This window comes from Streptomyces sp. Mut1, assembly GCF_030719295.1.
GTDB classification, from domain to species: Bacteria; Actinomycetota; Actinomycetes; order Streptomycetales; family Streptomycetaceae; genus Streptomyces; species Streptomyces castrisilvae.
Window position 1 is genome coordinate 786,521 of record NZ_CP120997.1, and the last position, 23,638, is coordinate 810,158.

Sequence of the window (23,638 nt, forward strand, 5' to 3'; positions counted from 1 at the left end):
GTCGCATACCGTTTCCCCGGCGGACGGCCGGCTCCCACCGGAGAGCCGCGACCCACGGCACCGGAGCACGGAGGAACGCGATGGCGGAGCAGGCGTTGATCATGGGCCTGGGCGGCAAGGAGCCGTCCATCGACGCGGACGCGTTCACCGCGCCGACCTCGGTGGCGATCGGTGACGTCACCATGGCGGCGGGCTCCAGCCTCTGGTACCAGGCGGTGCTGCGCGCCGACTGCGGCCCCGTCGTCATCGGTGCGGACTCCAACATCCAGGACAACTGCAGCGTCCACGTCGACCCCGGCTTCACGGTGACGGTCGGCGAGCGGGTTTCGGTCGGGCACAACGCCGTCCTGCACGGCTGCACCATCGAGGACGACGTCCTGGTCGGCATGGGGGCCACCGTCCTCAACGGCGCCCACATCGGCGCGGGCTCACTGATCGCGGCCCAGGCCCTCGTCCCGCAGGGGATGCGCGTCCCGCCGGGGTCACTGGTGGCGGGCGTACCGGCGAAGGTCAAGCGGCAGCTGACCGAGGAGGAGCTGGAGGGGGTCCGCTTCAACGCGGTCGGCTATGTGGAGCTGGCCAAGGCCCACCGCGCGGCCTGCGAGGGCTGAGGACCGGCCGCCGGGTCAGTCGGCGACCGGCACCGTTCCCGCTTCCGGCTCGGCGGCCGCCGTGGAGTGCGCGGCGGCGGCCTTCTTGGCACGGTTCTTCAGGACCAGCATCGAGGCCAGCCCGATCAGCACCGCGATGCCCAGGCCCAGGTAGGAGAACCGCTTGAGCCAGGCCTCGGCGACGACGCCCACGGAGTAGATGACGGCCGTGGTGCCGCCGGCCCAGGCGATGCCGCCGAGGACGTTGGCGGTCAGGAACTTCCAGTACGGCATGTGCAGGACACCGGCCAGCGGACCGGCGAAGATGCGCAGCAGGGCGACGAAGCGTCCGAAGAACACGGCCCACATGCCCCACTTCTGGAACGAGCGCTCCGCCAGGGCGATCTGGCTCTCGCCGAAGTGCCGGGGGAACTTCCCGCCGAGCCAGGCCAGCAGTGGTCTCCCGCCCTTGCGGCCGATGGCGTAGCCGATCGAGTCGCCGATGACGGCCCCGGCCGTGGCGCAGGCACCCAGGATCCAGGGGTTGATGCCGTCGTGGCTCGCGGCCAGCAGCGCCGCGCTGATCAGGACGATCTCACCGGGCAGCGGGATGCCCAGGCTCTCCAGCCCGATGACGACGCCCACCAGGAGGTAGACGCTGATCGCGGGGACGGTCTCCAGCCATTCCTGGATGTGCAACGCCGGTTCCTCCGTAGTGATGTCCTGTCGCCCGCCGGACAACTCATCGGCGCACCGCGGAAAGCCTACCCGGCGCCTCATGGGGGCGGACAGCGCGAAGGGCCGCCCCGCCCCTGCCGGGTGCGCGGCGGCCCTTCGGCCCGTACGGGGGTCAGGAGTTCGGGCGCAGCGTCCAGACGACGGTCATCTCACCGGTCACGGCGCCGTCCGCGCGCCGGATCTGTACGGACACCGGGAACTCGGGGCGCTCGCCGGCGTCGAGTTCGGCGACGACCTCGGCGGCGGGGCGGCCGAGGGTGGCGGTCGCGGTGACCTCGCCCATGGCCAGCTTCTTGTAGCCGATCTCGGCGCTCACCGCGAGCGGCACGGCCCGCGTCAGCTGGTCGCCGAAGGCGGCGATGACGATGGCGCCGCTCGCCGACTCCGCCAGCGTGAACATCGCTCCGGCGTGCGGGCCGCCGACGTGGTTGTGGTAGTCGGCCTGGTCCGGCATGCGGACCACCGCACGGTCCGCGGTGGACTCCAGGAATTCGAGGTTGAGGGTCCGGACCATGGGGACGGTGGCGGCGAGCATCTCGCCCGCGGTCATCTGTTCAGCGCTCATGCGCGAGATGTTACTCATGAGTAGAAGACTTTGGCCATGCCCCGGCGGCGCAGCGGTCGCACGCGTCTTCACCGTTCGCACACGGGGGCGGGCGTAGCACCCCCGGCACGGCACCTCTATCGTTACTCGCCATGTGGCCAGGACAGCAGCCGCCCGGGGGCGAGCAGAACCCGCAGGACCAGAACCAGAACCCGTACCAGCAGCCGGGGTACCAGCAGCCGAATCCCTATCAGCAGCCGGGATATCAGCAGCCGGGCCCCGAGCAGCAGCCGGGTTACGGATATCCGCAGCAGGGCGGACCGGGGGGCTACGGCCAGCCCAACCCGTACCAGCAGCCGACCGTTCCGCAGTACGCGGTGTCCGGTCCCGGCGCACCGCAGCCCGGCAACGACAAGAAGAAGACGACCCTGGTGGCCATCATCGCGGCGACCGCCGTCGTGGTGGCCGCGGCCGTCACCGGTGTCGTGGTGCTGAACAAGGACGACGACAAGGACGGCAAGAACGTCGCCGACGGCAAGAAGTCGTCCGCGCCGGCCAAGCCGTCCGACTCCGCCTCCTCGCCCGTGGCGAACCCGCGCGGCGACGACGCGGAGGCCAAGCCGCAGATCGCGGGCTGGAAGGTCGTGACGAACCCCAAGTGGGGCACCCAGTTCGACGTGCCCGGCGACTGGGAGGTGTCCGCCCCCGGCATCCTCTCGTACTTCGAGGACGAGGAGAAGGGCGACGGCTCGCCGCTCATCGGGTTCACCGGGTCGGCGGACCTCAAGCGGGAATGGTGCACCGAGGACGACGACAAGGACGGCACCGAGGACAAGTACAGCCTGGCCGGCACCGGCACCCGGGGCGCGGAGGGCGCCAAGGACGCCGATGTGAACGCCCGTAACGAGGCGGGCACCTGGGCGTGGGGGGCGTTCGCTCAGCACATGCCGAAGAAGACCATCAAGATCAGCAAGGCCAAGCAGTACACGACCAAGTCGGGGCTCACGGGAAGCCTGGTCACCGCCACCGCGCCCAACGTCACCAAGAAGACGAAGTGCACCAGCGACGGCAAGACGTACGCGTTCACCTTCAAGAACAGCGCCGGCGCGTTCTCCTCCTGGGTGCTGTACGCCGCCGCCGGGGTCGATGACGAGGTGCCGGAGGCGACGGTCCAGAAGATCCTGAGCACGGTGCGCCTGGTGGAGATCACCGAAACCGATTCCTGACCTGGCGGAAACGCATTTGCGCAACCGGGGCGCGGCCGCGATAGTCCCTGAGTGACCGACGCAGCCGCCCCCGTACCCCCCTCCGCTCGTCCCGCCCCCGCGGGCCGCAATTACCGGCTGCTGACCGCCGCTTCGATCATCACGGGCCTGGGTACCCACGGCGCGCTGATCGCGGCGGCGTTCGCGGTTCTGCAGGGCGGCGGCGACGGCGGCGACGTGGGTCTCGTGGCGGCGGCCAGGACGGTTCCGCTGGTCCTCTTCCTGTTGATCGGCGGGGCCATCGCGGACCGGCTGCCGCGCCACCGGGTGATGGTCGCGGCCAACACCCTCAACTGTGTCTCGCAGGGCCTCTTCGCCCTGCTGGTCCTGGCCGGCGACCCCCAGCTGTGGCAGATGATGGTGCTCACCGCGCTGTGCGGCACCGGGCAGGCGTTCTTCGGCCCGGCGGCCGAGGGCATGCTGATGTCGAGCGTCAGCGGTGAGCAGGCGAGCCGCGCCTTCGCCCTGTTCCGGATGTCCACCCAGGGCGCGGCCATCGGCGGCGCGGCTCTCGGCGGCGCGATGATCGCGGCGATGGACCCGGGCTGGGTACTCGCCGTGGACGCCGCCGCCTTCGCGGTGGCCGGAGCCCTGCGCGCCTTCCTCGACGTCAGCCACATCCCGCCGCGGGAGCCCGGGGGCGGGCTGCTCGCGGACCTGCGGGACGGCTGGCAGGAGTTCACCGGCCGGCCGTGGCTCTGGGCCATCGTGGCCCAGTTCTCCGTGGTCGTCGCCGCCGTCGGGGCCGCCGAGGCGGTCTACGGGCCGCTGGTCGCCCGCGACTCACTGGGCGGCGCCCGGCCCTGGGGCTTCGCGCTGGCCGCGTTCGGTGCCGGCAACCTGGCCGGGGCGCTGCTGATGACGCGGTGGAAGCCGCGCCGGCTGCTGCTGGCCGGGACCCTCTGCGTCTTCCCGCTGGCCCTGCCGTCGGCCGGGCTCGCCGTGCCGCTGTCCGCGGGCTGGCTCTGCGTGGTGATGTTCGTCAGCGGTACGGCGATCGAGGTGTTCGGCGTCTCCTGGATGACGGCCATGCACCAGGAGATCCCGGAGGAGAAGCTCTCCCGCGTCTCGGCCTACGACTGGTTCGGCTCGGTGGCCATGGTGCCGGTCGCCACCGCGCTGGCCGGCCCCGTCGAGTCACTGGTCGGACGCGGCCAGGCACTGTGGGGGTGCGCGGGCCTGGTCGTCCTGGTCACGGCCGCGGTGCTGTTCGTGCCGGACGTACGGAACCTGACCCGGCGGACCGTGTCCGTCGAGGTGGCCGCCGCACCGGTCGTGCCGCCCGCGTCAGCCGAGGCTGAAGGCCCCGTCGGGCGGCTCGGGTGAGGCGACCGCCTCCTCGTCACCGACCGGCCGGGCGCCCTTGACGAACGCGGCCAGCGCGTCGCCGTACTCCACCCGCGCCGCGAACGCGTCGGCCGCGCAGCGGCGGGTCAGCGCCGCCGTGTCGAACGGGGAGCGGGAGGCGACGAGCACCACGTTGCCGAAGCGCCGGCCGCGCAGCACGCCCGGCTCCGCGATCAGCGCCAGCTCACCGAAGACGGTCGCGAAGGTGGCCAGCTGCGAGCGCAGGAAGCCGAACGGCGGTCCGTCGGCGAGATTGGCGGCGTAGATCCCGTCCGGGCGCAGCGCTCGCGCCGCCGCCCCGGCGTACGGGACGGAGGTGAGGTGGGCGGGCACCCGTGAGCCGCCGAACACGTCCGCGACCAGAAGGTCCAGCGAGCCGGGGGCGGTCGCCTCCAGCCGGGCGCGGGCGTCCGCCGCGTGAACGGTGATGCCGCTGCGGTCCGGCAGCGGCAGGTGCTCGGCGACGAGGGCGATCAGCCGCCGGTCCGCGTCCGCGACCTCCTGCCGGGAGCCGGGCCGGGTGGCGGCGACATAGCGGGGCAGCGTGAGGCCGCCCCCGCCGAGGTGCAGGACGTCCAGCGGCTCGCCCGGCCGGGCCGCGCAGTCCACGACGTGGCCGAGGCGCCGGGCGTACTCGAATTCCAGGTGCTCGGGCGCGTCGAGGTCCACGTACGACTGCGGTGCGCCGTCGACCGTGAGCAGCCAGGCCCGTTCCCGGTCCACGTCAGGGAGCAGTCGGGCGGTGCCGTGGTCCACGTCGCGGATGACGGGTATCGACTCGTTCACTCCCCCATTGTGCGGGCCGCGGCCGGCCGCCCCGTACGCGGGCGGGCCCGCCTCCCCCGGTTCCGGGCGAGGCGGGCCCCGAACGCCCGTACGGCTCAGAGCAGTTCCGTGACGGTGCCCGCGCCGACCGTGCGGCCGCCCTCGCGGATGGCGAAGCCGAGGCCCGGCTCCAGCGGGATGTCCCGTCCCAGCTCGACGGTCATGGTGACCGTGTCGCCGGGCCGCGCGACAGCCGCTTCGCCGAGGTCCACGTCGCCGACCACGTCGGCCGTGCGGATGTAGAACTGCGGGCGGTACCCGGTGGCGACCGGGGTGGTGCGGCCGCCCTCGCGCCCCGACAGGACGTACACCCGCGCGGTGAAACGACGGCTCGGGGTGACGCTGCCCGGCGCCGCGACCACATGGCCCCGGCGCACCCGGTCGCGCTCGACGCCGCGCAGGAGCAGCGCGACGTTGTCCCCGGCCTCGGCGGACTCCATCGGCTTGCCGAAGGTCTCCAGGCCGGTGACGACCGTCTCGATGTCCGCGCCGAGCACCGACACCCTGTCACCGACGCGGACCGTGCCGCGCTCCACGGCTCCGGTGACGACCGTGCCCCGGCCGGTGATGGTCAGGACGTTCTCCACCGACAGCAGGAACGGCGCGTCGGTGTAGCGCACCGGCATCGGTACGTACGTGTCGACGGCGTCGAGCAGCGCCTCGATGGCCCCGGTCCAGCGCGGGTCGCCCTCCAGCGCCCGCAGGCCCGACACCCGCACGACGGGCACGGTGTCGCCGCCGTAGCCGTGCGCGGACAGCAGCTCGCGCACCTCCAGCTCGACCAGGTCGGTCAGCTCGGGGTCACCGGCGTCCGCCTTGTTCAGCGCGACGACGATGTGGTCCACGCCCACCTGGCGGGCGAGCAGCACGTGCTCCGCGGTCTGCGGCATGATCCCGTCGAGCGCGGAGACGACGAGGATCGCCCCGTCGAGCTGCGCGGCGCCCGTGACCATGTTCTTGATGTAGTCGGCGTGGCCCGGCATGTCGACGTGGGCGTAGTGCCGCGTGCCGGTCTCGTACTCGATGTGCGCGATGTTGATGGTGATGCCGCGCTGCGCCTCCTCCGGCGCCCGGTCGATGCGGTCGAAGGGGACGAAGGTGCCGGTGCCCCGGTCGCTGAGGACTTTGGTGATGGCGGCGGTCAGGGTCGTCTTGCCGTGGTCGACGTGACCCATGGTGCCGATGTTGAGGTGCGGCTTGGTGCGCACGTAGGCCGTCTTGGGCATGGTTCGTTCCTTGGATGCGAAGCGTGACGTGAGGACCCCGGGGCCCGGCCGACCCTCCCCTTGCGGGGTCCGCCGGACAGTCGGGGGAGGGTCAGCTTCGGGCGCCGCCGTAGGGCGCCGCGGCAGCGGTGAGCGCTGCGGCGACTGCGACTGCGAAGGTGTTCACGGCAGCCTTCGGCGCGTCCGCGACTGCGGACCGCGCTGCGAGGAAGGTGTACCGGAACATGGCCCGATCATCTCCGACGGCCCGCCGGCCCGTCGAGCGAATTACGTCGGGGGCCAGGGGTATTGGCGGTCCGGGGGCGACCAGCGCGCCGGGCGGTGTCCGGTGACGCATTACGGCGATCACACACGTATGTCGGTTACTCTCCCCGAATGCTCGACCCCGTCCCCCGCCCCGCCCCCGGTCTCACCGTGCGCTGTACACGGGTGCTGCTCTCGCCGTGGTCCCGGCTCTCGCTGCTCGTCGCGGTGCTGCTGGCCGCCACGACGGTGATGCTGCTCATGGAGCCGCAACGGCTGCTGATGTCCGGCCCGCCCGCGCGGCTGAGCGGTGGCGCCGCGACGGTCGCGCTCTTCGGACTCGCGTACGGCGTCTGCACGGTGGCCTTCGCGCCCCGGCCGCTGCTCAACCTCGCGGCGGGCGCGCTGTTCGGCTCGCAGGCCGGTCTCGCGGCCGCGCTCGCGGGCACCGTGCTGGGCGCGGGAATCTCCTTCATGCTGGGCCGGGTGCTGGGCCAGGACGCGCTGCGCACGCTGGTGCGCGGACGCTGGCTGCGGGCGGCGGACGGGCAGCTGAGCCGGCACGGCTTCCGTTCGATGCTGGCGCTGCGCCTCTTCCCCGGGGTGCCGTTCGCCGCCGCCAACTACTGTGCCGCCGTCTCCCGCATGGGCTATCCGCCGTTCCTGGTGGCCACCGGTCTTGGCTCGATCCCGAACACGGCCGCGTACGTCGTGGCGGGCAGCGAGGCCTCCTCGCCCACCTCGCCCGCGTTCCTCGTGGCGATGGGATTCATCGTGCTGACGGGGGCCGGCGCGGCCGTGATCGCGTGGCGCCGCCGTCACCGCCCGGGGCGCCGGCGCCGGCCGTGAGGGCCCCCGCGACGGGCCTGGCCGCGCGGGGGGTGTCGTCGGCTGTTCACCCGGGGGCGATACGCTGCCCGCGACCGACAGACGAAGCGGGGCCCGGCGCGGCCCTGTCCTCGCACGACCGCAATCCGCCCGCCGCCGACGCCGTCGGCCGCCGCACGAGCACCCCGGGATGGCCGACGCCCCATGAGCTGGTTCGAATCATTCGTCCTCGGCCTCGTACAGGGACTGACCGAGTTCCTGCCGATCTCCTCCAGCGCCCATCTGCGGCTCACCGCGGCGTTCGCCGGCTGGCACGACCCGGGTGCGGCGTTCACCGCGATCACCCAGATCGGGACGGAGGCCGCGGTCCTCATCTACTTCCGCAAGGACATCGTCCGGATCGTCTCGGCGTGGTTCAGGTCGCTGACGAACCGTTCGATGCGCGGGGACCACGACGCGCAGATGGGCTGGCTCGTCATCGTCGGTTCCATCCCCATCGGCGTGCTCGGTGTGACGTTCAAGGACCAGATCGAGGGCCCGTTCCGCGATCTGCGGCTGATCGCCACCACGCTGATCGTCATGGGCATCGTCCTCGGCGTCGCGGACCGGCTGGCCGCCCGGGACGAGACGGGCGGCAAGCACCGCGCCATCAAGCAGCGCAAGACCCTGAAGGAACTGGGCGTCAAGGACGGCCTGATCTACGGCTTCTGCCAGGCCATGGCCCTGGTCCCGGGCGTCTCCCGCTCCGGCGCCACGATCAGCGGCGGTCTGCTGATGGGCTACACCCGTGAGGCGGCGGCGCGTTACTCGTTCCTGCTCGCCGTCCCGGCGGTGCTCGCCTCGGGCGTCTTCGAGCTGAAGGACGCGGGCGAGGGCCATGTCTCGTGGGGCCCGACCATCTTCGCGACCTTCATCGCGTTCGGTGTCGGGTACGCGGTCATCGCGTGGTTCATGAAGTTCATCACCACCAAGAGCTTCATGCCCTTCGTCATCTACCGGATCATCCTGGGCGTGCTGCTCTTCGCCCTGATCGGCGCCGGGGCGCTGAGCCCGCACGCCGGCGAGTCGGCGGGCTGAGCGGACGCCGATGTCCCGACACCATGAGCCAGGTGTCGGGGCAGCGGCCCCGGGGTCTGTCGGGACAGTGGGGGCTGGTCTCCGGTCCGGGCCGTGGACCGGTGCTCAGCGAGGTCCAAGTCCTGTTCGTCCGTCGAGCAGTTCGCGGGCGATGTCCAGATGCCCGGCGTGACGGGCGGTCTCTTCGATGACATGCATGATGATCCCGCGCAGCTCGGCCAATTCGTCTCCCAGTGGTTCGGGATGGCGGCCCGCCGGGGCTGCGGACAACGGTGTGCGGGCGATCACGGCGTCGGAACGGCGGCACTGGTCTTCGTAGAAGGCGAAAACCACCTGCGGCTCTCGTGGTGTCGTCAGGGGGGCATGTTCATCGGGCCATGGCAACGGCTCGGCTGCTCCGGTGACGATCTCCTGGAACCAGTACCTCTCGGCATGTCCCAGGTGTTCCATGAGTCCGAGGGGTGTCCAGCCGGAGGGCAGAACCGACGTGGTCAGTGCCTGTGTGTCAAGCCCGTCGACGATGGCCAGCACGCCGGCTCGCTGTGCCGCGAGGAACGCCGACAGAGTCTTCTTTTCCGCGCCGTCCGAGTTCATGGGCGCATGGTTGCAGCAGCCACTGACAACCGCGGCAGCAGCCGGCGCACTGCGCGACGACGGAAGGTCGTGGCCACTCCGCGTGCGCGGTCCTGAGTCCGTCGATGGCCCTGCCGCCCGGTGCCCATGGGGGCGGGGCGGCAGGGCCGTGCCGCGCGGCTCTCAGTCGGTCTCGGCGAACGGCGGAAGGTCGGGCTCGACGAACAGGCCCTGGTAGCGCGGTGCCGGTACGGCCTCCGCACCGCCCTGGGCGTCGGCCGCCGCGCTGTCGTCCGAGCGCCGTTGAACCTGACGCGGCGGGGTATCAGCCATCGAGTCTCCTGTTGCATCTCAGTCGGTGTGGGAGGCCCCCGGGCCGCCGGTCCGGGGACCGTGGCTGCGGGGGCGCGGCGCCGTCCCGGTCCCACGGACGCGCCGGGGCACCGGTTTTGACGGGGCCCGCAGAGACTATCCGCTGCTCCCGGTCCGGCGGTCGCCGCCGTCGCCGTGGGCGCCCGCGCATTCGCCTCCCCGGCCGATCAGTAGGTGGCGGCCGCCCACACCAGCGCGGCCGCCACGGCCAGTGCGTAAGCGCCCACGGCCGTGCGCACGGCGCGCAGCCGGGTCCGCGTGCTCCAGGAGGTGGTGTCCAGGACGCGGGCCAGCACGGGGAGCACCAGTACGGCGTGCAGGCTCACCCCGTGCAGGGGTTTGAGGGGCGCGGTGGAGGCGTAACCGGCCAACTGGTGCCCCGTACGCGTCAGATACACGCCCCGCGCGATCATGGCGGCCCCCGAGAGCAGTCCGACGCCGAGGATCGCGAAGCCGGCCCGCAGGGCGAGGGCCATGCCGGCCGGTCCGTCCGGGCGGCGGGCGAACGCGGCCGCCGTGAGCGTCGACAGGACGGCGACCAGCACCGCCCCGCCGAAGGCCAGCGACATCGAGACCGCGGTGTCGAAGGGGGTCTCCATGTTGAAGTGGGACGGCACCCCGCGCCAGGCCTGCACGGTGATTCCGGCGACCTCCAGCACGCAGTCGGCGGCGAACACGCCCAGCAGCACGGCCCGGAGGCGGGCGCCCATCCGCAGGTAGGAGGAGATCCACACGACCGCGAGCAGGGTCGGGCCGAAGGAGACTCCGAAGGTGATGGGCTTGCGCCAGGAGACCGGCCCCTCCCACGGCCCCCCGTCGACGGCGAGGACGAACAGGTGCAGGAGGCCGGAGCCGATGAGCAGGGCTCCGGTGGCGTGACAGAGGCGTTCGATCCGCGGCGTGCCGTCACGCCGGGTGCGGGAGCGGGCGGCGGCGCGGACGGGCGGGGCGGGTGCTGGAGCGGTCCGGTGGTCCATGGTGCGGAGCATCTCCCGGGGGCTGCCCGCCCGTCGTCGTACGCGGGAAGGCGGCGGGGGTACGCCGGTCGGAGTACCCCCGCCGGTCGGTCCGCCGTGGTCAGAGGTCCGTCTCGTCGGGGCCCTCGGCGCCGAACTGCTCGGCGCGCAGGGCCAGGTCCTGAAGCACGTCCGCCGAGGTCACGTCCATCTGCCCCGCGTCGTGCACCTGCGCCAGCATCGCGAACGCCAGCGTGAACGCGCCGACGAGCTGCTCCACCGCGCCGCCGACCTCCCGGCCGACCAGGACCACCACGTCCTCGACGGTGGCGTCCTCCGGGATCGCGATCCGCGGCATCGTCTCGTTGAGGAGGGCGGTGACGACGGTGGAATCGGTGCTGGGGTCGTCGCGGTCGGGGTTCTCCTCCAAGAGCCGGCGCATCTCTCCCGCTTCGGTGAGGATGCCGACCACACGCTTCACGACTTCGCTCTGCTCCATCCCGCGAGCATAGGTGCAGGCGGGCCCGGACGGCCTCTCCCGCCTCGGCATCCGGCCAAGGTCCGCCGTAACGTACGCAACAGGTCCGGACGGCGGAGAGGAACCCATGAGCGGCACCGAGCTTCCCGTGATCGCGGCGGTCGACGGTTCCTCGCACAGCGTGGAAGCGCTGGACTGGGCGGCCCGCGAGGCGGTCGTACGGGAGCTGCCGCTGCTCGTCGTGCATGTCCGGCAGCTGGGCCGGCGCACCGGGCAGGAGGCGCAGGAGCAGGAGGCGCGGGAGCTGCTGGCGGCGGCCGTGCGCCAGGTGGCCCGGACGGCTCCCGGGCTGCGGCCCTCGACGCTCGCACCGCTCGACTTCCCGTCGGCCGCGCTGGTCTCGCTGAGCCGGGACGCCTCGCTCCTGGTGCTCGGTTCGCGCGGCCTCGGCGGGTTCCGCTCCCTGATGCTGGGGTCCAACAGCCTGGCGACGGCCTCGATGGCGAAGTGCCCCGTGGTGATCGTGCACGGCGGCCGGGCCGGTGACGATCCGGAGCGGGCGTCCGGCGAGGGGGTCCGGGACATCGTCGCCGGGGTCGCCGCCGACGAGAGCAGTGAAGAGGTGCTGGACTTCGCGTTCGAGACGGCGGCGGTGCGTCCGGGCGCCCGGCTGCGGATCGTGCACGGCTGGACGATGTTCTCGTCGATGCTCTCCGGCGGTCCGGTCTTCGACCGGGACGCGGCCGCGGACGCGGCGGAGCGTTCGCTGGCCGAGCTGACCGCCGGCCGGCGCGCGGCCTACCCGCAGGTCGAGGTCATGAAGGAACCCGTCAACGGCTCCGCGACCCGCACCCTGGTCACCGCGTCAGCGACCGCCGCGCTGACTGTGATCGGGCGGCGGCGGGGCGGCGAGTCCCTGGGGCTCGGGCTCTCACCGGTGGCGCACACGACGCTCACGCACGCCATGGGCCCGGTCGCCGTGGTCCCCTGCTGACGGCCGGCCGGCCGGGTCCGCTTCCGCTGCCCCACACTGGGGAAGTAGTGCGGAACCGGACGGGGACCGACCTGCCGGAGGCGGGACGAGGAGGCGCGGCATGGACTCGTGGGCCGGGTGGCGCGAGCGGGGCGCACGGATGCTCGACCGGGCATCGTGGCGTGCGGCCGCCGCGCTGGTGGCCGGTGCGCTGCCGGCGCTCGCCTTTCCGGCGCCTTCGCTCTGGTGGTTCGCCTATGTCTGCCTGGTGCCGCTCCTGTTGCTGATCCGGTCCGCCCCCACGGCTCGCCGGGCGGCGCTCGACGGGTGGCTGGGCGGGACGGGCTACATGCTCGCCGTGCACCACTGGCTGATGCCGAGCCTCCATGTGTTCATCGTGATCCTGGCGGCCCTGCTCGGTCTGCTGTGGGCGCCGTGGGGGCTGCTGGTGGGCCGGCTGCTGCGGGGGCAGATGACCGGGGTCGCGGTGGCCGCGGCGGTGGTCGTGGTCCCGTGCGGCTGGCTGATGATCGAACTGGTCCGTTCCTGGGAGGCGCTGGGCGGCCCCTGGGGGCTGCTCGGAGCGAGCCAGTGGCAGGTGGCGCCCGCGCTCCGGCTGGCCTCGGTGGGCGGGACGTGGCTGGTGAGCCTGCTGGTGGTGGCGGTGAACACCGCGCTCACCGTGCTGGTCACGCACTCCGCCGCCCGCGCCGCGGCCGTCGTCTCGCTCGTGGTGGGCGCCCTGGCCGTCGGTTCGGCGTGGATGTGGGCGCCGCGGCCGGAGTGGTCGGGGACGGCCCGGATCGCCGTCGTGCAGCCCGGCCTGGTGGAGGGTCCGGGCAGCGTGCAGCGGCGGCTGGCGCGCGGCGAGGAGCTGACACGCTCACTGGCGGGGCGGGATCTGGACCTGGTGGTGTGGGGCGAGAGCAGTCTCGGTGTCGATCCGGCCCGGCGGCCCGACGTCGCGGCCCGGCTCGCCGCGCTGTCGCGGACGGTGGGCGCCGACCTGCTGGTGAACGTGGACGCCCGGCAGACCGATGGGGCGGGGCGGACCGGGATCTTCAAGTCCGCGGTCCTGGTGGGTCCGCGCGGGCTGACCGGGGACCGTTACGACAAGATGCGGCTCGTCCCGTTCGGCGAGTACATCCCGGCCAGGTCGGCTCTCGGCTGGGCGACCTCGATGGGCCGGGCGGCGGGTGAGGACCGGCTGCGCGGCACGGGTCCGGTGACGATGCGGCTGCCCGGAGCGGACGGCCTGCGGCTCGGCCCGCTGGTCTGCTTCGAGTCCGCGTTCCCCGACATGAGCCGCCGGCTCGTCCGGGACGGGGTCCAGCTCCTGGTCGCCCAGTCCTCCACGTCGTCGTTCCAGCAGGGCTGGGCCCCCGGCCAGCACGCCTCGCTCGGCGCGCTGCGGGCGGCGGAGAGCGGCCGCCCGATGGTGCACGCCACCCTCACGGGCGTGAGCGCGGTGTACGGCCCCCGGGGCGAGGCCGTCGGCGCCCCGCTCGGTACGGACACCAGCGGCACCGCGGTGTACGGGGTGCCGCTGGCCCGGGGCACGACGCTGTACGTACGCCTGGGCGACTGGCCGCTGTACGGGGCGCTGGGCGTGCTGGCCGTGTACTGCGCGTTCGAGGGCGTACGGGCTCTGCGCGGCCGGGGGCGTACGCGGGCGGTGGGGGTGGCCGCCTCCGCCGGATCCTAGAGCCGGCGTCACGTCCCCGTATGCCGCCGCGCGACCCGTCCTCCTGGCGAACGACGGGGATGTGACGCCGGACAGCCCTTAGGCGACGTCCAGGTCGCGCAGGACGCGCTCGCACAGTTCGTGGGTCTCCAGGGCGTCCCTGGCGCTGAGCTGCCTGCCCTCGCGTACGGCGTCCAGGAACGCCAGCACGCTCTGCTCGATGCCGCGCTGACGGGCCACCGGCACCCAGTCGCCGCGCCGCTGCACGGTCGGCTGTCCCTGGTGGTCGATGACCTCCGCGAGGTTGAGGACCTCGCGCTTGGTGTCCTGCCCGGAGACTTCGAGTCGCTCCTCGGTGGAGCCGCTGAGCCGGTTCATCGCGCCGATGGCCGTGAAGCCGTCACCGGACAGCTGGAGCACGACGTGGTGCAGCAGACCGTCGGCCAGCCTTCCGCTCACCACGGTGCGCTCGACCGGTCCCGGCACGAGGAAGCGCAGTGTGTCCACGACGTGGATGAAGTCGTCCAGCACCATGGCCCGGGGCTCCTCGGGGAGCCCGACCCGGTTCTTCTGCATGAGGATCAGCTCGCGCGGCTGCTCCGCGCACTGCGCGTACCCCGGTGCCAGCCGCCGGTTGAAGCCGACCGCGAGGCCGACGCCGCGCGCCTCGGCGAGCTCCACCAGGCGGGTGGACTCCTCCAGGGTGTACGCGAGGGGCTTGTCCACGTAGGTCGGGACGCCCGCTTCGAGCAGCCGGCTCGCGATCTCGGGGTGCACGGCGGTCGGCGCGTGCACGAACGCCGCGTCCAGCCCCTGGGCGAGCAGCGAGTCGAGGTCCCGGTGGCACTGCCCGGCGGGGATGCGGTGGGCGGCTGCGACCGAGGCCAGGGTGGCCGGGGTGCGGGTCTGCAGATGCAGTTCGACCTCCGGCAGGGTGCCGAGTACCGGCAGGTACGCCTTCTGCGCGATGTCGCCGAGCCCGATGCAGCCGACCTTCACAGAGTCTTCCTCTCGCTGGAGGGCGCCGTACGCCGCGGTCCCGTCGGCGCGCCGTCCGGCAGCATACGCGGGCGCGTGATCACTCGTGCGGGCCAATCCCGGCATTCCGGCCCACCCGGGGGCGGTTCCGCACCCAGAGTTGACCAGGTGCAGCGAACCAGAACCACCGTGAAGCTCCTGGCCGGGGTGGCGATCGCGGCCCTGTCGGGGTGTATGTCCGTCCAGCCGCAGCCGGCCGCGCCGCCGCGCCCGGAGACCAGCCGGCCGGCCCACGACCTCTCCCCGCAGACCGCCCGGCCCCCGGTCCACGACACCCTGGAGGCGGCGCCGAAGGCGAAACCCTCCGCCGCCCCGTCCGCCGCCTCCCACCGCCCGGCGGCGCCCCCTGCCGCGCGGCCCGGCGGGCCCGGCACTCCGCGACAGCGGGGCGGCGGCGCGCCGGCCAAGCCCCAGCCGCCCCGGGCCGTCCCCTCCGTACCGGCCCCCGCCCTGCCCGCGCCCGTCACCGGGAACGGGGTGTGTGCCCTGGGGCGGGGGTACGGGAACTGGCCGGCGGGCAGCCCGCAGTCCCGGATCTGCGACGACACGTACGGCCGGTGACGGGAGGGCGGCGACGGGCCACGGGGGCGCGCGTCACCACTCCCGCAGCCGCCGCTCCAGCCTGCCGATGGCCGCGCGGACGCCTCCCCCGTATCCGTCGTCCGCGCCGTCGTCCGCGAGCACGTCCGAGGCCGCCCTGGCCCGGTCCAGATGGAGCCGGGCGGCCGCGGGGCGACGGAGCTTCACGTAGTCCGCCGCCAGGTTGAGGTGCAGCGAGGGGTAGAAGGCGCGCACCGCGAGCGCGTCCCGGTGTCCTGCCGCGCGCGCGTCGGTCAGGGACCGGGCGGCGGTCAGCGCCCGGAGGTCCCAGGCCAGCTCGTCGGCCGGGTCGTCCTGCGTATCGGCCAGGTAGTGCGCCAGCGTGCAGCGGTGCAGCGCGTCACCGTCCTCGCCGATCTCCGCCCAGAGCGCGCCGAAGCGGTTGCGGGCCTCTTCGCGGTCGCCACCGTGCAGCAGCATGACCGCCTGGCCGATCCTGGTCATGAAGACGTCCTCCGACATCTCCTGCTGCTCCGTCACCACGGCCTCCTTCACACCTCTGCGCCCGCACCCGGCCGTCGCGGCCGGTCATCCGGTGTCGACGCCGAGGGCTGTCCCGCAATTCCTGGCGGGCGCACGACGCCGGCTACGGCACCTCGCCGCGCTGTCGAAACGCCCGAATACGTCCAGTATGCGGGTGTCTCTCCGCCTTGCGGTGCACCGCATCCGACGCCGCGCGCTGATCCACCGGGAATGCGGGACAGTCCCTGGCCGCCGGGGCGGGCGATCACGGTGAGGCTCGGCCCACGGGCGGCTCAGCCCAGGTCGGGGATGCGCCAGTCGATGGGCTGGTGGCCCTGCTGGGCGACGGCCTCGTTTATCCGGGTGAACGGGCGGGAGCCGAAGAACTTCTTCGCGGACAGCGGTGAGGGGTGGGCCCCCTTCACCACCACGTGGCGCTCGGTGTCGATGAGCGGGAGCTTCTTCTGCGCGTAGTTCCCCCAGAGCACGAAGACGGCCGGGTCGGGGTGGGCGGCGACGGCGCGGATCACCGCGTCCGTGACCTTCTCCCAGCCCTTGCCCTTGTGGGAGTTGGCCTCGCCCGCGCGGACGGTCAGCACGGCGTTGAGCAGCAGGACGCCCTGCTCGGCCCACGGCATGAGATATCCGTTGTCCGGGACGGGCAGGCCGAGCTCCTCCTTCATCTCCTTGTAGATGTTGCGCAGCGAGGGCGGCGTCTTCACACCCGGCCGGACGGAGAAGCAGAGGCCGTGTCCCTGGCCCTCGCCGTGGTAGGGGTCCTGGCCGAGGACCAGGACCTTCACCTGGTCGTACGGGGTCGCGTCCAGCGCCGCGAACACCTGCTCCCGGGGCGGGTAGACCGGTCCGGCGGACCGCTCCTCCTCGACGAATTCGGTGAGCTCCTTGAAGTACGGCTTCTGCAGCTCTTCGCCGAGGACGCCGCGCCAGGACTCGGGCAGCAGGTCGGTGTCGGTCACGTGAAACAACCTCCGGTAGCGATCCGTTCTTGCTGCCAGAACCTACCGGGCGCCACTGACAACGAGGTGCGTGAGCGGGCCGGAGCCCGCTCACGCGCGGCTACCAGCTGGCCTTGCGGTACAGCTCCCACATCTGCATGACGGTCTGCGGGTCGAGCGCGCGCTCGCCGCCGCCGATGTCCTCGCCCGCCGCGACGTACAGCTTGCCCTGCCACAGCGGCAGCAGCCGCACGTCGTCCACCAGGATCTTCTGGGCCCGCTCGAACTCCTCGCCGACGGCGCCGCGGTCGCTGACCTTGCGGGACTGGGGCAGCAGCTGCTTGGTGATCTCGTCCTTCACGTACGGCATGCCGGTGACGCTGTCCTTGCCGACGAACGGGGCGATGAAGTTGTCCGGGTCCGGGAAGTCGGGGAACCAGCCGCGGCCGAAGACCGGGTACTCGCCCTTGGTGAAGCCCTCCTGGAAGGTCTTCCAGGGCCTGCTCTTCAGTGTGACGCGGAAGAGCCCGGAGGCATCGAGCTGGCGCTTGAGCTCGTCGAACTCGGGGGCCGTGGACGAACCGTAGCGGTCGGTCGTGAACCAGAAGGTCAGCGGGACGGGCGTGGTGATGTCCGCGTCGGCGAGGATCTGGCGGGCCTTGTCCTTGCTGGGGTCGCCGAAGGTGTCGAAGAAGCTGGTGGTGTGCCCGGCGATGCCCTTGGGGACCATCGAGTACAGCGGTTCGGCCGTACCCCGGTAGACCTTGGCGACCAGCGCGTCACGGTCCACCAGCTGGGCTATCGCCCGGCGGACGGCCGGTTTCCCGGCGGCCGGGTCGTCCGGGTTGAAGACGAGGAAGCGGATGTCGGCGCCGACGGACTCCACGATCTGGAGCGTGCTGTCCTTGTCCTGGTTGTCCTCGATGCTGACGACGTCCTCGGCGGACAGACCGCGGTAGGTGGCGTCGATCTCGTTCTTCTTGAGCGCGGCCACCATGGCGCCGGACTCCTTGAAGTACCGGATGGTCACGGCGTCGTTCTTGCGGTCGGCGAACCCCTTGTAGTCGGGGTTCCTCACCAGCTCCGAGCGGTCGCCCTGCTTGTAGGAGTCCAGCAGGTAGGGGCCGGAGCCGGTGACCTTGCCGTCGGTGCGGATCTTGTGCTTCGAGTAGGCGCCCGGCGCCACCAGCGACATGGCCGGGGTCGCCAGGATGAACGGGAAGGTGGCGTCCGGCTTCTTCAGGTTGAAGATGACGACGTCGTCGCCCTTGGTCTCCACCCGGTCGAGCGAGCCCAGCATGCCGACCGGTCCGCCCTTGACCCCGATCTCCGAGATCCGGTCGATGGAGTACTTCACGGCCTCGGCGTCGAGCTTGTCCCCGTTGGAGAACTTCAGCCCCTTGCGGAGCTTGCACCGGTAGGCAGTGCTGGTGCGGTCGGTGAACCTGCATTCCTCCGCCGCGTCCGGCTCGGGCTTCGTACTACCGGTGGGGAAGCTCACCAGCGTCTGGAACACATTGCGCATCAGCTCCCAGGAGCCGTCCCATGCCGCTGCCGGATCGAGGGTCGAAGGCTCACTCGTCGTCCCGACGGCGAGCTTCTGATCCACGTCCGAGCCGCCGCCGGGCAGCAGCCCGCAGCCGGCGAGCAAGGACAGGGACGCAAGGGCTGCAGCAGCCTGCAGACTGGCCCGGTAGAACACGTGCACGCTCCTCGATCAGCCATGGGTCGGCAGACGATACCGCAGCGCCCCGCCGGGTCAATCGACCGGTCCGGCAGGGCGCTTGAGGCAATCAGGGCCATATCGGCCCAGGCCGATCTCAGCCCACGCCGGCATTCAGGAAAATGCCGCCGTCGACCACCAGGGTCTGCCCGGTGATCCAGTCGGACTGACCGGAGGTGAGGAAGGCCGCGGCGCCGCCGATGTCCTCCGGCACCCCGAGCCTGCCCAGCGGATAGGCGGCTGCCGCCTCCGCCTCACGGCCCTCGTACAGCGCCTGGGCGAACCGGGTCTTGACGACCGCGGGCGCGATGGCGTTGACCCGGACCACCGGCGCGAACTCGTGCGCCAGCTGAAGGGTCAGGTTGACCATGGCCGCCTTGCTCATCCCGTACGCGCCGATGAAGGGCGAGGCGGAGACGCCGGCGACGGAGGCGATGTTGACGATCGCCCCGCCGTTCTCCTTCTGCCAGGCCTTCCAGGTCTGCTGGGCGAAGCCGAGCGCCGAGACGACGTTGGTCTCGAAGACCTTGCGGGCGACGCCGAGGTCCAGCTCCGCCATCGGCCCGAACACCGGGTTGGTGCCGGCGTTGTTGACCAGGAAGTCGACCCGGCCGAACGCCTCCATGGTGCGGGCGACGGCCGCCTCCTGGTGCGCCTCGTCGTGCGCCTTGCCGGCGACGCCGATGACCCGGTCCGCGCCGAGTGCCTCGACGGCCTCCTTCAGGGCGTCCTCGCCGCGCCCGGTGATGCACACCCGGTCGCCGCGCGCGACGAGGGCCTGAGCGATGCCGTATCCGATGCCCCGGCTCGCGCCGGTGATCAGCGCGACCTTGCCGCTGTCCTGCACAGTCATGATGTCCGCAGCCCTTCGGGTCAGTTGAGCGGTCCGCCGGCGACGTACATGACCTGTCCGGAGACGAAGCCCGCGTCGTCGCCCGTGAAGAAGGCGATGGCGTTGGCGATGTCCTCGGGGAAGCCGACGCGCTGCACCGGGATCTGGGTGGCGGCGGCCGCCTGGAACTCCTCGAAGCCCATGCCGACCCGGGCCGCGGTCTGCGCGGTCATCTCGGTGACGATGAAACCGGGCGCGACTGCGTTGGCGGTGACGCCGAACTTGCCGAGCTCCTTGGCGAGGGTCTTGGTGAAGCCCTGGAGCCCCGCCTTGACCGCCGCGTAGTTGGCCTGGCCGCGGTTGCCGAGCGCCGAGGAGGAGGACAGCGACACGATCCTGCCGAACTTGGCGTCCACCATGTGCTTCTGGACGGCCTTGGCCATCAGGAACGCGCCCTTGAGGTGCACGTTCATCACGATGTCCCAGTCGGACTCGCTCATCTTGAAGAGCAGGTTGTCGCGGAGCACACCCGCGTTGTTGACGAGGATGGTCGGGGCGCCGAGCTCGGCGGCGACCCGGGCGACGGCGGCTTCCACCTGGGCGCTGTCCGACACGTCACAGCCGACGGCGAGGGCCCTGCCCCCGGCGGCGGTGATCTTCTCGACCGTGTCCTTGCAGGCCGCCTCGTCGAGGTCGAGTACGGCGACGGCGCGGCCCTCGGCCGCCAGACGGACCGCGGTGGCGGCACCGATGCCCCGGGCCGCTCCCGTCACGATGGCTACGCGCTGCTCGCTGGTGGACATGCTTGGCTCTCCTCGCCCTTGGATCGCGGCTCAGCGGACGTCGGGACGTTCCCCGCGAGAACCGCCCCGATAACTGAGCAACCGCTTAGTACCTTCAGCAGACGAGACGCTAGAAGCCCTGGCACCCGGTGTCAACGGCCCACGGGCGCAGCGGCGCATGTCACACTCCGCCGGGCCGCCGTCACGCCGTGCGCGGACGGCGGCAACGGGGCCGTGTCAGCGCACCAGCAGGTCGAGCAGCCGCTCCACCTCGGCGGCGGGGTCGGCGGTGAGGCCGCTGTGCACGGGGCCGGGCTGTACGACGGTCGAGCGCGGCGCGATCAGCCAGCGGAACCGCCGCCCGGCGTCGTCGCCGGCCGCCTGGCCCGCGTCCCTGCCGCCGCGGCAGATCCCCTCGACGGCGTGCAGCGCGGCCCGCACCCCGGTCACGTCGGCGCCGGGGTCCAGCGCCCTCAGCTTTCCCTCGTCGAGTTCGGTGCGGGCGGCCACGAAGCCCTTCGCGCGGCAGTAGACCACCACCCCGGCGTTGAAGCACTCGCCGCGCTGGACGCGGGGCACCACGCGCAGCAGGGCGTACTCGAAGACATCGCGCTCGTTCATGCCCGGCCGCCCTGGTCGCTGTGCTCGTCGCTCTGCTGGTCGTGGCGCGGGGCCAGGCGTTCGGTGATCCAGCCCGGGGCCTGGGACGGCTTGTCGGGGGTGGGCGCGTCCAGGACGATCCGCTCATGGATGGTGGCGGCCCGCGCGAGCAGCGCGTCCACGTAGGCCCGGCGCAGCCGGTCCGTCGAGTCGAAGCCCGGCTCGTCCACCAGCCACTCGTCGGGGACCTCGGCCGCGACCTCGGCGAGGAGTGCGGGGGTGACCAGCGGCGCCAGCTCGGCCGCGGCCGAGGCGATGTCGGGCCCGAAGGGGGCGAGCGCGTGGTCGGACGCGTTGTACGGCTTGGCGGCGGACGCCTGGGCGCCGGGCCAGTTGTGGTGCCAGATCATGGTGGCGCCGTGGTCGATGAGCCAGAGGTCGCCGTGCCAGACCAGCATGTTCGGATTGCGCCATGACCGGTCGACGTTGTTGATCAGCGCGTCGAACCAGACGACCCGTCCGGCCTCGCGCGGGTCCACCTCGTAGGCGAGCGCGTCGAAGCCGAGCGAGCCGGGCAGGAAATCCATCCCCAGGTTGAGGCCGCCGCTGGCCTTGAGCAGCTCCTGCACCTCCTGGTCGGGCTCGGCGAGCCCGATGACCGGGTCCAGCTGGATCCGCACGAGTTCGGGCACACGCAGCCCGAGCCGCCGCCCGAGCTGCCCGCAGATCACCTCCGCGACGAGGGTCTTGCGCCCCTGTCCGGCTCCGGTGAATTTCATGACGTACGTACCGAGATCGTCGGCCTCGACGATCCCGGGGAGCGAGCCGCCTTCACGCAGGGGCGTGACATAGCGGGTCGCTACGACCTCTTCCAGCACTTTCCCGGGCCACCCATCTCTTCAGCCTTACAATCCACGGACCAATGCTCCGCAGCGGAGCGGCACGAATCACGGGTCAACGGCGCTGGGGAGAATCCGGGGAGTTTCGGCCGGCGAGCCGGTCCCCCCGCTCCCCAAGCAGACCGTCGATGGTGCCGCGCCCCTGGCTGCCGGCTTCCGGCACGAAGGGAGCATCGTAACCGAGGGTGATAGCCGGCGACGAGCGTCCGGCCCGCGAGCCAGGCGGCAGGGCCTTCACACGTGCCCGCACTCTCACCGTCCGCGGACGGTGAGGAGTTCCAGGAGCCGGGCCACCTCGCTCTCGACCGCCGCACGGGCGGCGCCCAGGTAGGTGCGGGGGTCGGTCAGGGCAGCGTTCGCGGCGAGTTCGCGGCGCGTGGCCCGGGTGAAGAGTGTGTTGAGGTGGGTGGAGATGTTCACCTTGGTCATGCCTGCGGCGACCGCCTCGGCCAGACCGTCGTCATCCACACCGGACGAGCCGTGCAGCACCAGCGGCACGTCGAGCACCTCGCGCAGCCGCGCGATCAGCGTGAGGTCGACGGCGGCGTCACGGGTTGCCATGGCGTGTGAACTGCCCACTGCGACGGCCAGGGCGTCGACCGCCGTGGCCGCGGTGAAGGCGACTGCCTCCTCGGGGTCGGTCCGTACGCCGGGAGCGTGGGCGCCGTCCTTGCCACCGACCTCGCCGAGTTCGGCCTCGACCCACACGTCCGCCCGGTGGCAGTACCGCGTCACCTCACGGGTGGCGGCGAGATTCTCGCCGTACGGCAGCTTGGAGGCGTCGAACATGACCGAGGTGAAGCCGAGTTCGACGGCTTCGCGGACCAGGTCCACGGACTCCGCGTGATCGAGGTGGACGGCGACCGGGACACGTGAGGAGCGGGCGATGGCCAGCGAGGCGTGGCCGAGGGGCGCCAGGGCGCGGTGGTAGCGCGCGGTGTTCTCGCTGATCTGGAGGATGACCGGCTGTCCGGCCCGTTCGGCCCCGGCCACGATGGCCTCGGCGTGTTCCAGCTGCACGACGTTGAACGCGCCGACCCCCCTTCCTGCCTCGTGGGCCGGGCCGACGATGTCGTCAGTAGGTATGAGCGGCATGGATCTTCTCCAGAGCGACGTGGGTACGGAAACGGTGATGGAGGCGGGCGTCGAAGTCGCCGGCCAGGGGGCACGGCACGGCCGCGGCGGAGAGGGCGACCGCCTCCCGCAGGACCGCCTCCCAGGTCAGGCCGTCCGCCAGACCCGCGGCGAGCGCGGCCACGCAGGCGTCACCCGCGCCGGTGGGATTGCCCGACAAGCGCTCCGGTGGGACCGCGTGCCAGCTCCCCGTCCGTGTGACCGCGAGCAGGCCCTCGGGCCCCTGGGAGACGACCACCGCCTTCGCGCCGTGCGTGCGCAGGTCGGCCGCGGCCCGGGCCACGTCCTGCCGGCCCGTTGCTTCGAGGAGTTCGGCGGCGTTGGGTTTGACGACGTCCGGACCCGCGCTCAGGGCGTCCAGCAGGGCGCTGCCGCTGGTGTCGAGGACCGTCGCCGCGCCCGCCTGGTGGGATGCCCGGATCAGGTCGGCGTAGGCGTCGGACGGCAGTCCCGGCGGCAGGCTGCCGGAGAGCACTACGACGTGGGCGTCCTGCACGAGGCGGGGGAAGCGGTCCACGAAGCCGTCCCATTCGGCGGTGCTCACTGTCGCCCCGGGCTCGTTGAAGACGGTCGCGTCGCCGTCCCGGCGGGAGACCACGGTGAGCGTACGGCGGGAGTCGTCCGCCACTGGCACCAGGGCGTCCGCGAGTCCGGCAGCGCGGAGATCGTCGCGGATGGCCCGGCCCGTCGGTCCGCCGGCGAAACCGGTGACGAGGGCGGGGCGACCGAGCGCGGCCAGCACTCGGGCGACGTTGACGCCCTTGCCGCCGGCGCGCCTGTGGGGGACACCGGTCACCCGGTGCGACCCGTGCGGGATCAAGGCCTCGACCTCGTAGGTGACGTCGAGCGCGGCGTTGAGGGTGACGGTGACGATCACGGTGTCCGGCTCCTCT

26 protein-coding genes are annotated in these 23,638 nt (G+C 72.4%); 8 read left to right on the top strand and 18 right to left on the bottom strand.

The genetic code is table 11. From position 1 onward, the window contains the following. Positions 1-80 precede the first annotated feature (80 nt). Complete coding sequence (locus P8A18_RS03070) at positions 81-611, top strand: gamma carbonic anhydrase family protein (RefSeq protein WP_306051550.1); 531 nt, start codon at positions 81-83, stop codon at positions 609-611. A gap of 15 nt (positions 612-626) precedes the next feature. Here the strand turns inward: P8A18_RS03070 and P8A18_RS03075 are convergent, their stop codons facing one another. Both P8A18_RS03075 and P8A18_RS03080 read right to left on the bottom strand, forming a co-directional pair. Continuing rightward, positions 627-1,289: a DedA family protein gene (locus tag P8A18_RS03075; RefSeq protein WP_306051552.1), complete on the bottom strand. Its 663-nt coding sequence runs from the start codon at positions 1,287-1,289 to the stop codon at positions 627-629. 151 nt (positions 1,290-1,440) lie between these two features. Next, a complete protein-coding gene (locus tag P8A18_RS03080; protein WP_306060642.1) occupies positions 1,441-1,878 on the bottom strand; it encodes a DUF4442 domain-containing protein in 438 nt (145 codons plus the stop codon). 146 nt (positions 1,879-2,024) lie between these two features. On the opposite strand from P8A18_RS03080, the gene P8A18_RS03085 reads away from it, so the two are divergent. Further along, positions 2,025-3,098: a DUF8017 domain-containing protein gene (locus tag P8A18_RS03085; protein WP_306051554.1), complete on the top strand. Its 1,074-nt coding sequence runs from the start codon at positions 2,025-2,027 to the stop codon at positions 3,096-3,098. A 51-nt stretch (positions 3,099-3,149) separates the two neighbouring features. Then, complete coding sequence (locus P8A18_RS03090) at positions 3,150-4,463, top strand: MFS transporter (protein ID WP_306051556.1); 1,314 nt, start codon at positions 3,150-3,152, stop codon at positions 4,461-4,463. Here the strand turns inward: P8A18_RS03090 and P8A18_RS03095 are convergent. Together P8A18_RS03095 and tuf are read right to left on the bottom strand one after the other, a co-directional pair. After that, on the bottom strand, positions 4,425-5,270 hold the full coding sequence (locus P8A18_RS03095) for a spermidine synthase (RefSeq protein WP_306051558.1): 846 nt from the start codon (positions 5,268-5,270) through the stop codon (positions 4,425-4,427). The genes P8A18_RS03090 and P8A18_RS03095 overlap by 39 nt on opposite strands. A gap of 95 nt (positions 5,271-5,365) precedes the next feature. Further along, positions 5,366-6,535, bottom strand: coding sequence for an elongation factor Tu (tuf, locus tag P8A18_RS03100; protein ID WP_306051560.1), 1,170 nt, complete (start codon positions 6,533-6,535; stop codon positions 5,366-5,368). Between the two features lie 375 nt (positions 6,536-6,910). Here tuf and P8A18_RS03105 point away from each other — a divergent pair, with 375 nt between their 5' ends. Both P8A18_RS03105 and P8A18_RS03110 read left to right on the top strand, forming a co-directional pair. Next, on the top strand, positions 6,911-7,627 hold the full coding sequence (locus P8A18_RS03105; protein ID WP_306051562.1) for a TVP38/TMEM64 family protein: 717 nt from the start codon (positions 6,911-6,913) through the stop codon (positions 7,625-7,627). A 183-nt stretch (positions 7,628-7,810) separates the two neighbouring features. Next, positions 7,811-8,683, top strand: a complete 873-nt coding sequence (locus P8A18_RS03110) for an undecaprenyl-diphosphate phosphatase (protein ID WP_306051564.1) — start codon at positions 7,811-7,813, stop codon at positions 8,681-8,683. A 105-nt stretch (positions 8,684-8,788) separates the two neighbouring features. Here P8A18_RS03110 and P8A18_RS03115 read toward each other — a convergent pair whose 3' ends face one another. The 4 genes from P8A18_RS03115 to P8A18_RS03130 all read right to left on the bottom strand — a co-directional run bounded on the left by P8A18_RS03115 (position 8,789) and on the right by P8A18_RS03130 (position 11,083). Further along, complete coding sequence (locus P8A18_RS03115; protein WP_306051566.1) at positions 8,789-9,277, bottom strand: DinB family protein; 489 nt, start codon at positions 9,275-9,277, stop codon at positions 8,789-8,791. A 162-nt stretch (positions 9,278-9,439) separates the two neighbouring features. Next, positions 9,440-9,589, bottom strand: coding sequence for a hypothetical protein (locus P8A18_RS03120; protein ID WP_018555184.1), 150 nt, complete (start codon positions 9,587-9,589; stop codon positions 9,440-9,442). A gap of 206 nt (positions 9,590-9,795) precedes the next feature. Then, the gene (locus tag P8A18_RS03125) at positions 9,796-10,605 is read right to left on the bottom strand and encodes a hypothetical protein (RefSeq protein ID WP_306051568.1); all 810 of its coding nucleotides are present in this window, start codon (positions 10,603-10,605) and stop codon (positions 9,796-9,798) included. Positions 10,606-10,705: 100 nt separating this feature from the next. Further along, the gene (locus tag P8A18_RS03130) at positions 10,706-11,083 is read right to left on the bottom strand and encodes a hypothetical protein (protein WP_026250291.1); all 378 of its coding nucleotides are present in this window, start codon (positions 11,081-11,083) and stop codon (positions 10,706-10,708) included. A gap of 106 nt (positions 11,084-11,189) precedes the next feature. Here P8A18_RS03130 and P8A18_RS03135 point away from each other — a divergent pair, with 106 nt between their 5' ends. Both P8A18_RS03135 and lnt read left to right on the top strand, forming a co-directional pair. Then, complete coding sequence (locus P8A18_RS03135) at positions 11,190-12,056, top strand: universal stress protein (protein WP_306051571.1); 867 nt, start codon at positions 11,190-11,192, stop codon at positions 12,054-12,056. Positions 12,057-12,156: 100 nt separating this feature from the next. After that, positions 12,157-13,740 (top strand): apolipoprotein N-acyltransferase, encoded by a 1,584-nt coding sequence (lnt, locus tag P8A18_RS03140; RefSeq protein ID WP_306051573.1) that lies wholly within the window; start codon positions 12,157-12,159, stop codon positions 13,738-13,740. A 78-nt stretch (positions 13,741-13,818) separates the two neighbouring features. On the opposite strand, the gene P8A18_RS03145 is transcribed toward lnt, so the two are convergent. Next, positions 13,819-14,718: a Gfo/Idh/MocA family protein gene (locus P8A18_RS03145; protein WP_306051575.1), complete on the bottom strand. Its 900-nt coding sequence runs from the start codon at positions 14,716-14,718 to the stop codon at positions 13,819-13,821. A 168-nt stretch (positions 14,719-14,886) separates the two neighbouring features. Here P8A18_RS03145 and P8A18_RS03150 point away from each other — a divergent pair, with 168 nt between their 5' ends. Then, positions 14,887-15,318 (top strand): hypothetical protein, encoded by a 432-nt coding sequence (locus tag P8A18_RS03150; protein ID WP_306060644.1) that lies wholly within the window; start codon positions 14,887-14,889, stop codon positions 15,316-15,318. Between the two features lie 33 nt (positions 15,319-15,351). Here the strand turns inward: P8A18_RS03150 and P8A18_RS03155 are convergent, their stop codons facing one another. The 9 genes from P8A18_RS03155 to P8A18_RS03195 all read right to left on the bottom strand — a co-directional run bounded on the left by P8A18_RS03155 (position 15,352) and on the right by P8A18_RS03195 (position 23,622). Continuing rightward, positions 15,352-15,837, bottom strand: a complete 486-nt coding sequence (locus tag P8A18_RS03155) for a hypothetical protein (RefSeq protein ID WP_018555177.1) — start codon at positions 15,835-15,837, stop codon at positions 15,352-15,354. A gap of 275 nt (positions 15,838-16,112) precedes the next feature. Beyond that, positions 16,113-16,796, bottom strand: coding sequence for a uracil-DNA glycosylase (locus P8A18_RS03160; RefSeq protein WP_306051578.1), 684 nt, complete (start codon positions 16,794-16,796; stop codon positions 16,113-16,115). Between the two features lie 100 nt (positions 16,797-16,896). Next, positions 16,897-18,477 (bottom strand): ABC transporter substrate-binding protein, encoded by a 1,581-nt coding sequence (locus tag P8A18_RS03165; protein WP_306060646.1) that lies wholly within the window; start codon positions 18,475-18,477, stop codon positions 16,897-16,899. Positions 18,478-18,595: 118 nt separating this feature from the next. After that, entirely contained in the window at positions 18,596-19,351 is a 756-nt protein-coding gene (locus tag P8A18_RS03170) for an SDR family oxidoreductase (protein WP_026250290.1), read from the bottom strand. Between the two features lie 20 nt (positions 19,352-19,371). After that, positions 19,372-20,133, bottom strand: coding sequence for a 3-oxoacyl-ACP reductase FabG (gene fabG / locus P8A18_RS03175; RefSeq protein ID WP_018555173.1), 762 nt, complete (start codon positions 20,131-20,133; stop codon positions 19,372-19,374). 216 nt (positions 20,134-20,349) lie between these two features. Beyond that, complete coding sequence (locus P8A18_RS03180; RefSeq protein ID WP_018555172.1) at positions 20,350-20,733, bottom strand: DUF3037 domain-containing protein; 384 nt, start codon at positions 20,731-20,733, stop codon at positions 20,350-20,352. Continuing rightward, positions 20,730-21,590, bottom strand: a complete 861-nt coding sequence (locus P8A18_RS03185) for a HipA family kinase (RefSeq protein WP_306051580.1) — start codon at positions 21,588-21,590, stop codon at positions 20,730-20,732. Before P8A18_RS03185 ends, P8A18_RS03180 begins: the two co-directional genes overlap by 4 nt. Before the next feature lie 273 nt (positions 21,591-21,863). After that, positions 21,864-22,706, bottom strand: coding sequence for a class II fructose-bisphosphate aldolase (locus P8A18_RS03190; RefSeq protein ID WP_306051582.1), 843 nt, complete (start codon positions 22,704-22,706; stop codon positions 21,864-21,866). Further along, positions 22,687-23,622 (bottom strand): 1-phosphofructokinase family hexose kinase, encoded by a 936-nt coding sequence (locus P8A18_RS03195; RefSeq protein ID WP_306051584.1) that lies wholly within the window; start codon positions 23,620-23,622, stop codon positions 22,687-22,689. Before P8A18_RS03195 ends, P8A18_RS03190 begins: the two co-directional genes overlap by 20 nt. Between the last annotated feature and the right edge of the window lie 16 nt (positions 23,623-23,638).

Bases quoted from the DNA above. Each gene is read 5' to 3' on its own strand.
- P8A18_RS03070 (WP_306051550.1), top strand. From the start codon at position 81: ATGGCGGAGCAGGCGTTGATCATGGGCCTGGGCGGCAAGGAGCCGTCC.
- P8A18_RS03080 (WP_306060642.1), bottom strand. From the start codon at position 1,878: ATGACCGCGGGCGAGATGCTCGCCGCCACCGTCCCCATGGTCCGGACC.
- P8A18_RS03085 (WP_306051554.1), top strand. From the start codon at position 2,025: ATGTGGCCAGGACAGCAGCCGCCCGGGGGCGAGCAGAACCCGCAGGAC.
- tuf (WP_306051560.1), bottom strand. From the start codon at position 6,535: ATGCCCAAGACGGCCTACGTGCGCACCAAGCCGCACCTCAACATCGGC.
- P8A18_RS03105 (WP_306051562.1), top strand. From the start codon at position 6,911: ATGCTCGACCCCGTCCCCCGCCCCGCCCCCGGTCTCACCGTGCGCTGT.
- P8A18_RS03110 (WP_306051564.1), top strand. From the start codon at position 7,811: ATGAGCTGGTTCGAATCATTCGTCCTCGGCCTCGTACAGGGACTGACC.
- P8A18_RS03115 (WP_306051566.1), bottom strand. From the start codon at position 9,277: ATGAACTCGGACGGCGCGGAAAAGAAGACTCTGTCGGCGTTCCTCGCG.
- P8A18_RS03120 (WP_018555184.1), bottom strand. From the start codon at position 9,589: ATGGCTGATACCCCGCCGCGTCAGGTTCAACGGCGCTCGGACGACAGC.
- P8A18_RS03125 (WP_306051568.1), bottom strand. From the start codon at position 10,605: ATGGACCACCGGACCGCTCCAGCACCCGCCCCGCCCGTCCGCGCCGCC.
- P8A18_RS03130 (WP_026250291.1), bottom strand. From the start codon at position 11,083: ATGGAGCAGAGCGAAGTCGTGAAGCGTGTGGTCGGCATCCTCACCGAA.
- P8A18_RS03135 (WP_306051571.1), top strand. From the start codon at position 11,190: ATGAGCGGCACCGAGCTTCCCGTGATCGCGGCGGTCGACGGTTCCTCG.
- lnt (WP_306051573.1), top strand. From the start codon at position 12,157: ATGGACTCGTGGGCCGGGTGGCGCGAGCGGGGCGCACGGATGCTCGAC.
- P8A18_RS03170 (WP_026250290.1), bottom strand. From the start codon at position 19,351: ATGACTGTGCAGGACAGCGGCAAGGTCGCGCTGATCACCGGCGCGAGC.
- fabG (WP_018555173.1), bottom strand. From the start codon at position 20,133: ATGTCCACCAGCGAGCAGCGCGTAGCCATCGTGACGGGAGCGGCCCGG.
- P8A18_RS03180 (WP_018555172.1), bottom strand. From the start codon at position 20,733: ATGAACGAGCGCGATGTCTTCGAGTACGCCCTGCTGCGCGTGGTGCCC.
- P8A18_RS03190 (WP_306051582.1), bottom strand. From the start codon at position 22,706: ATGCCGCTCATACCTACTGACGACATCGTCGGCCCGGCCCACGAGGCA.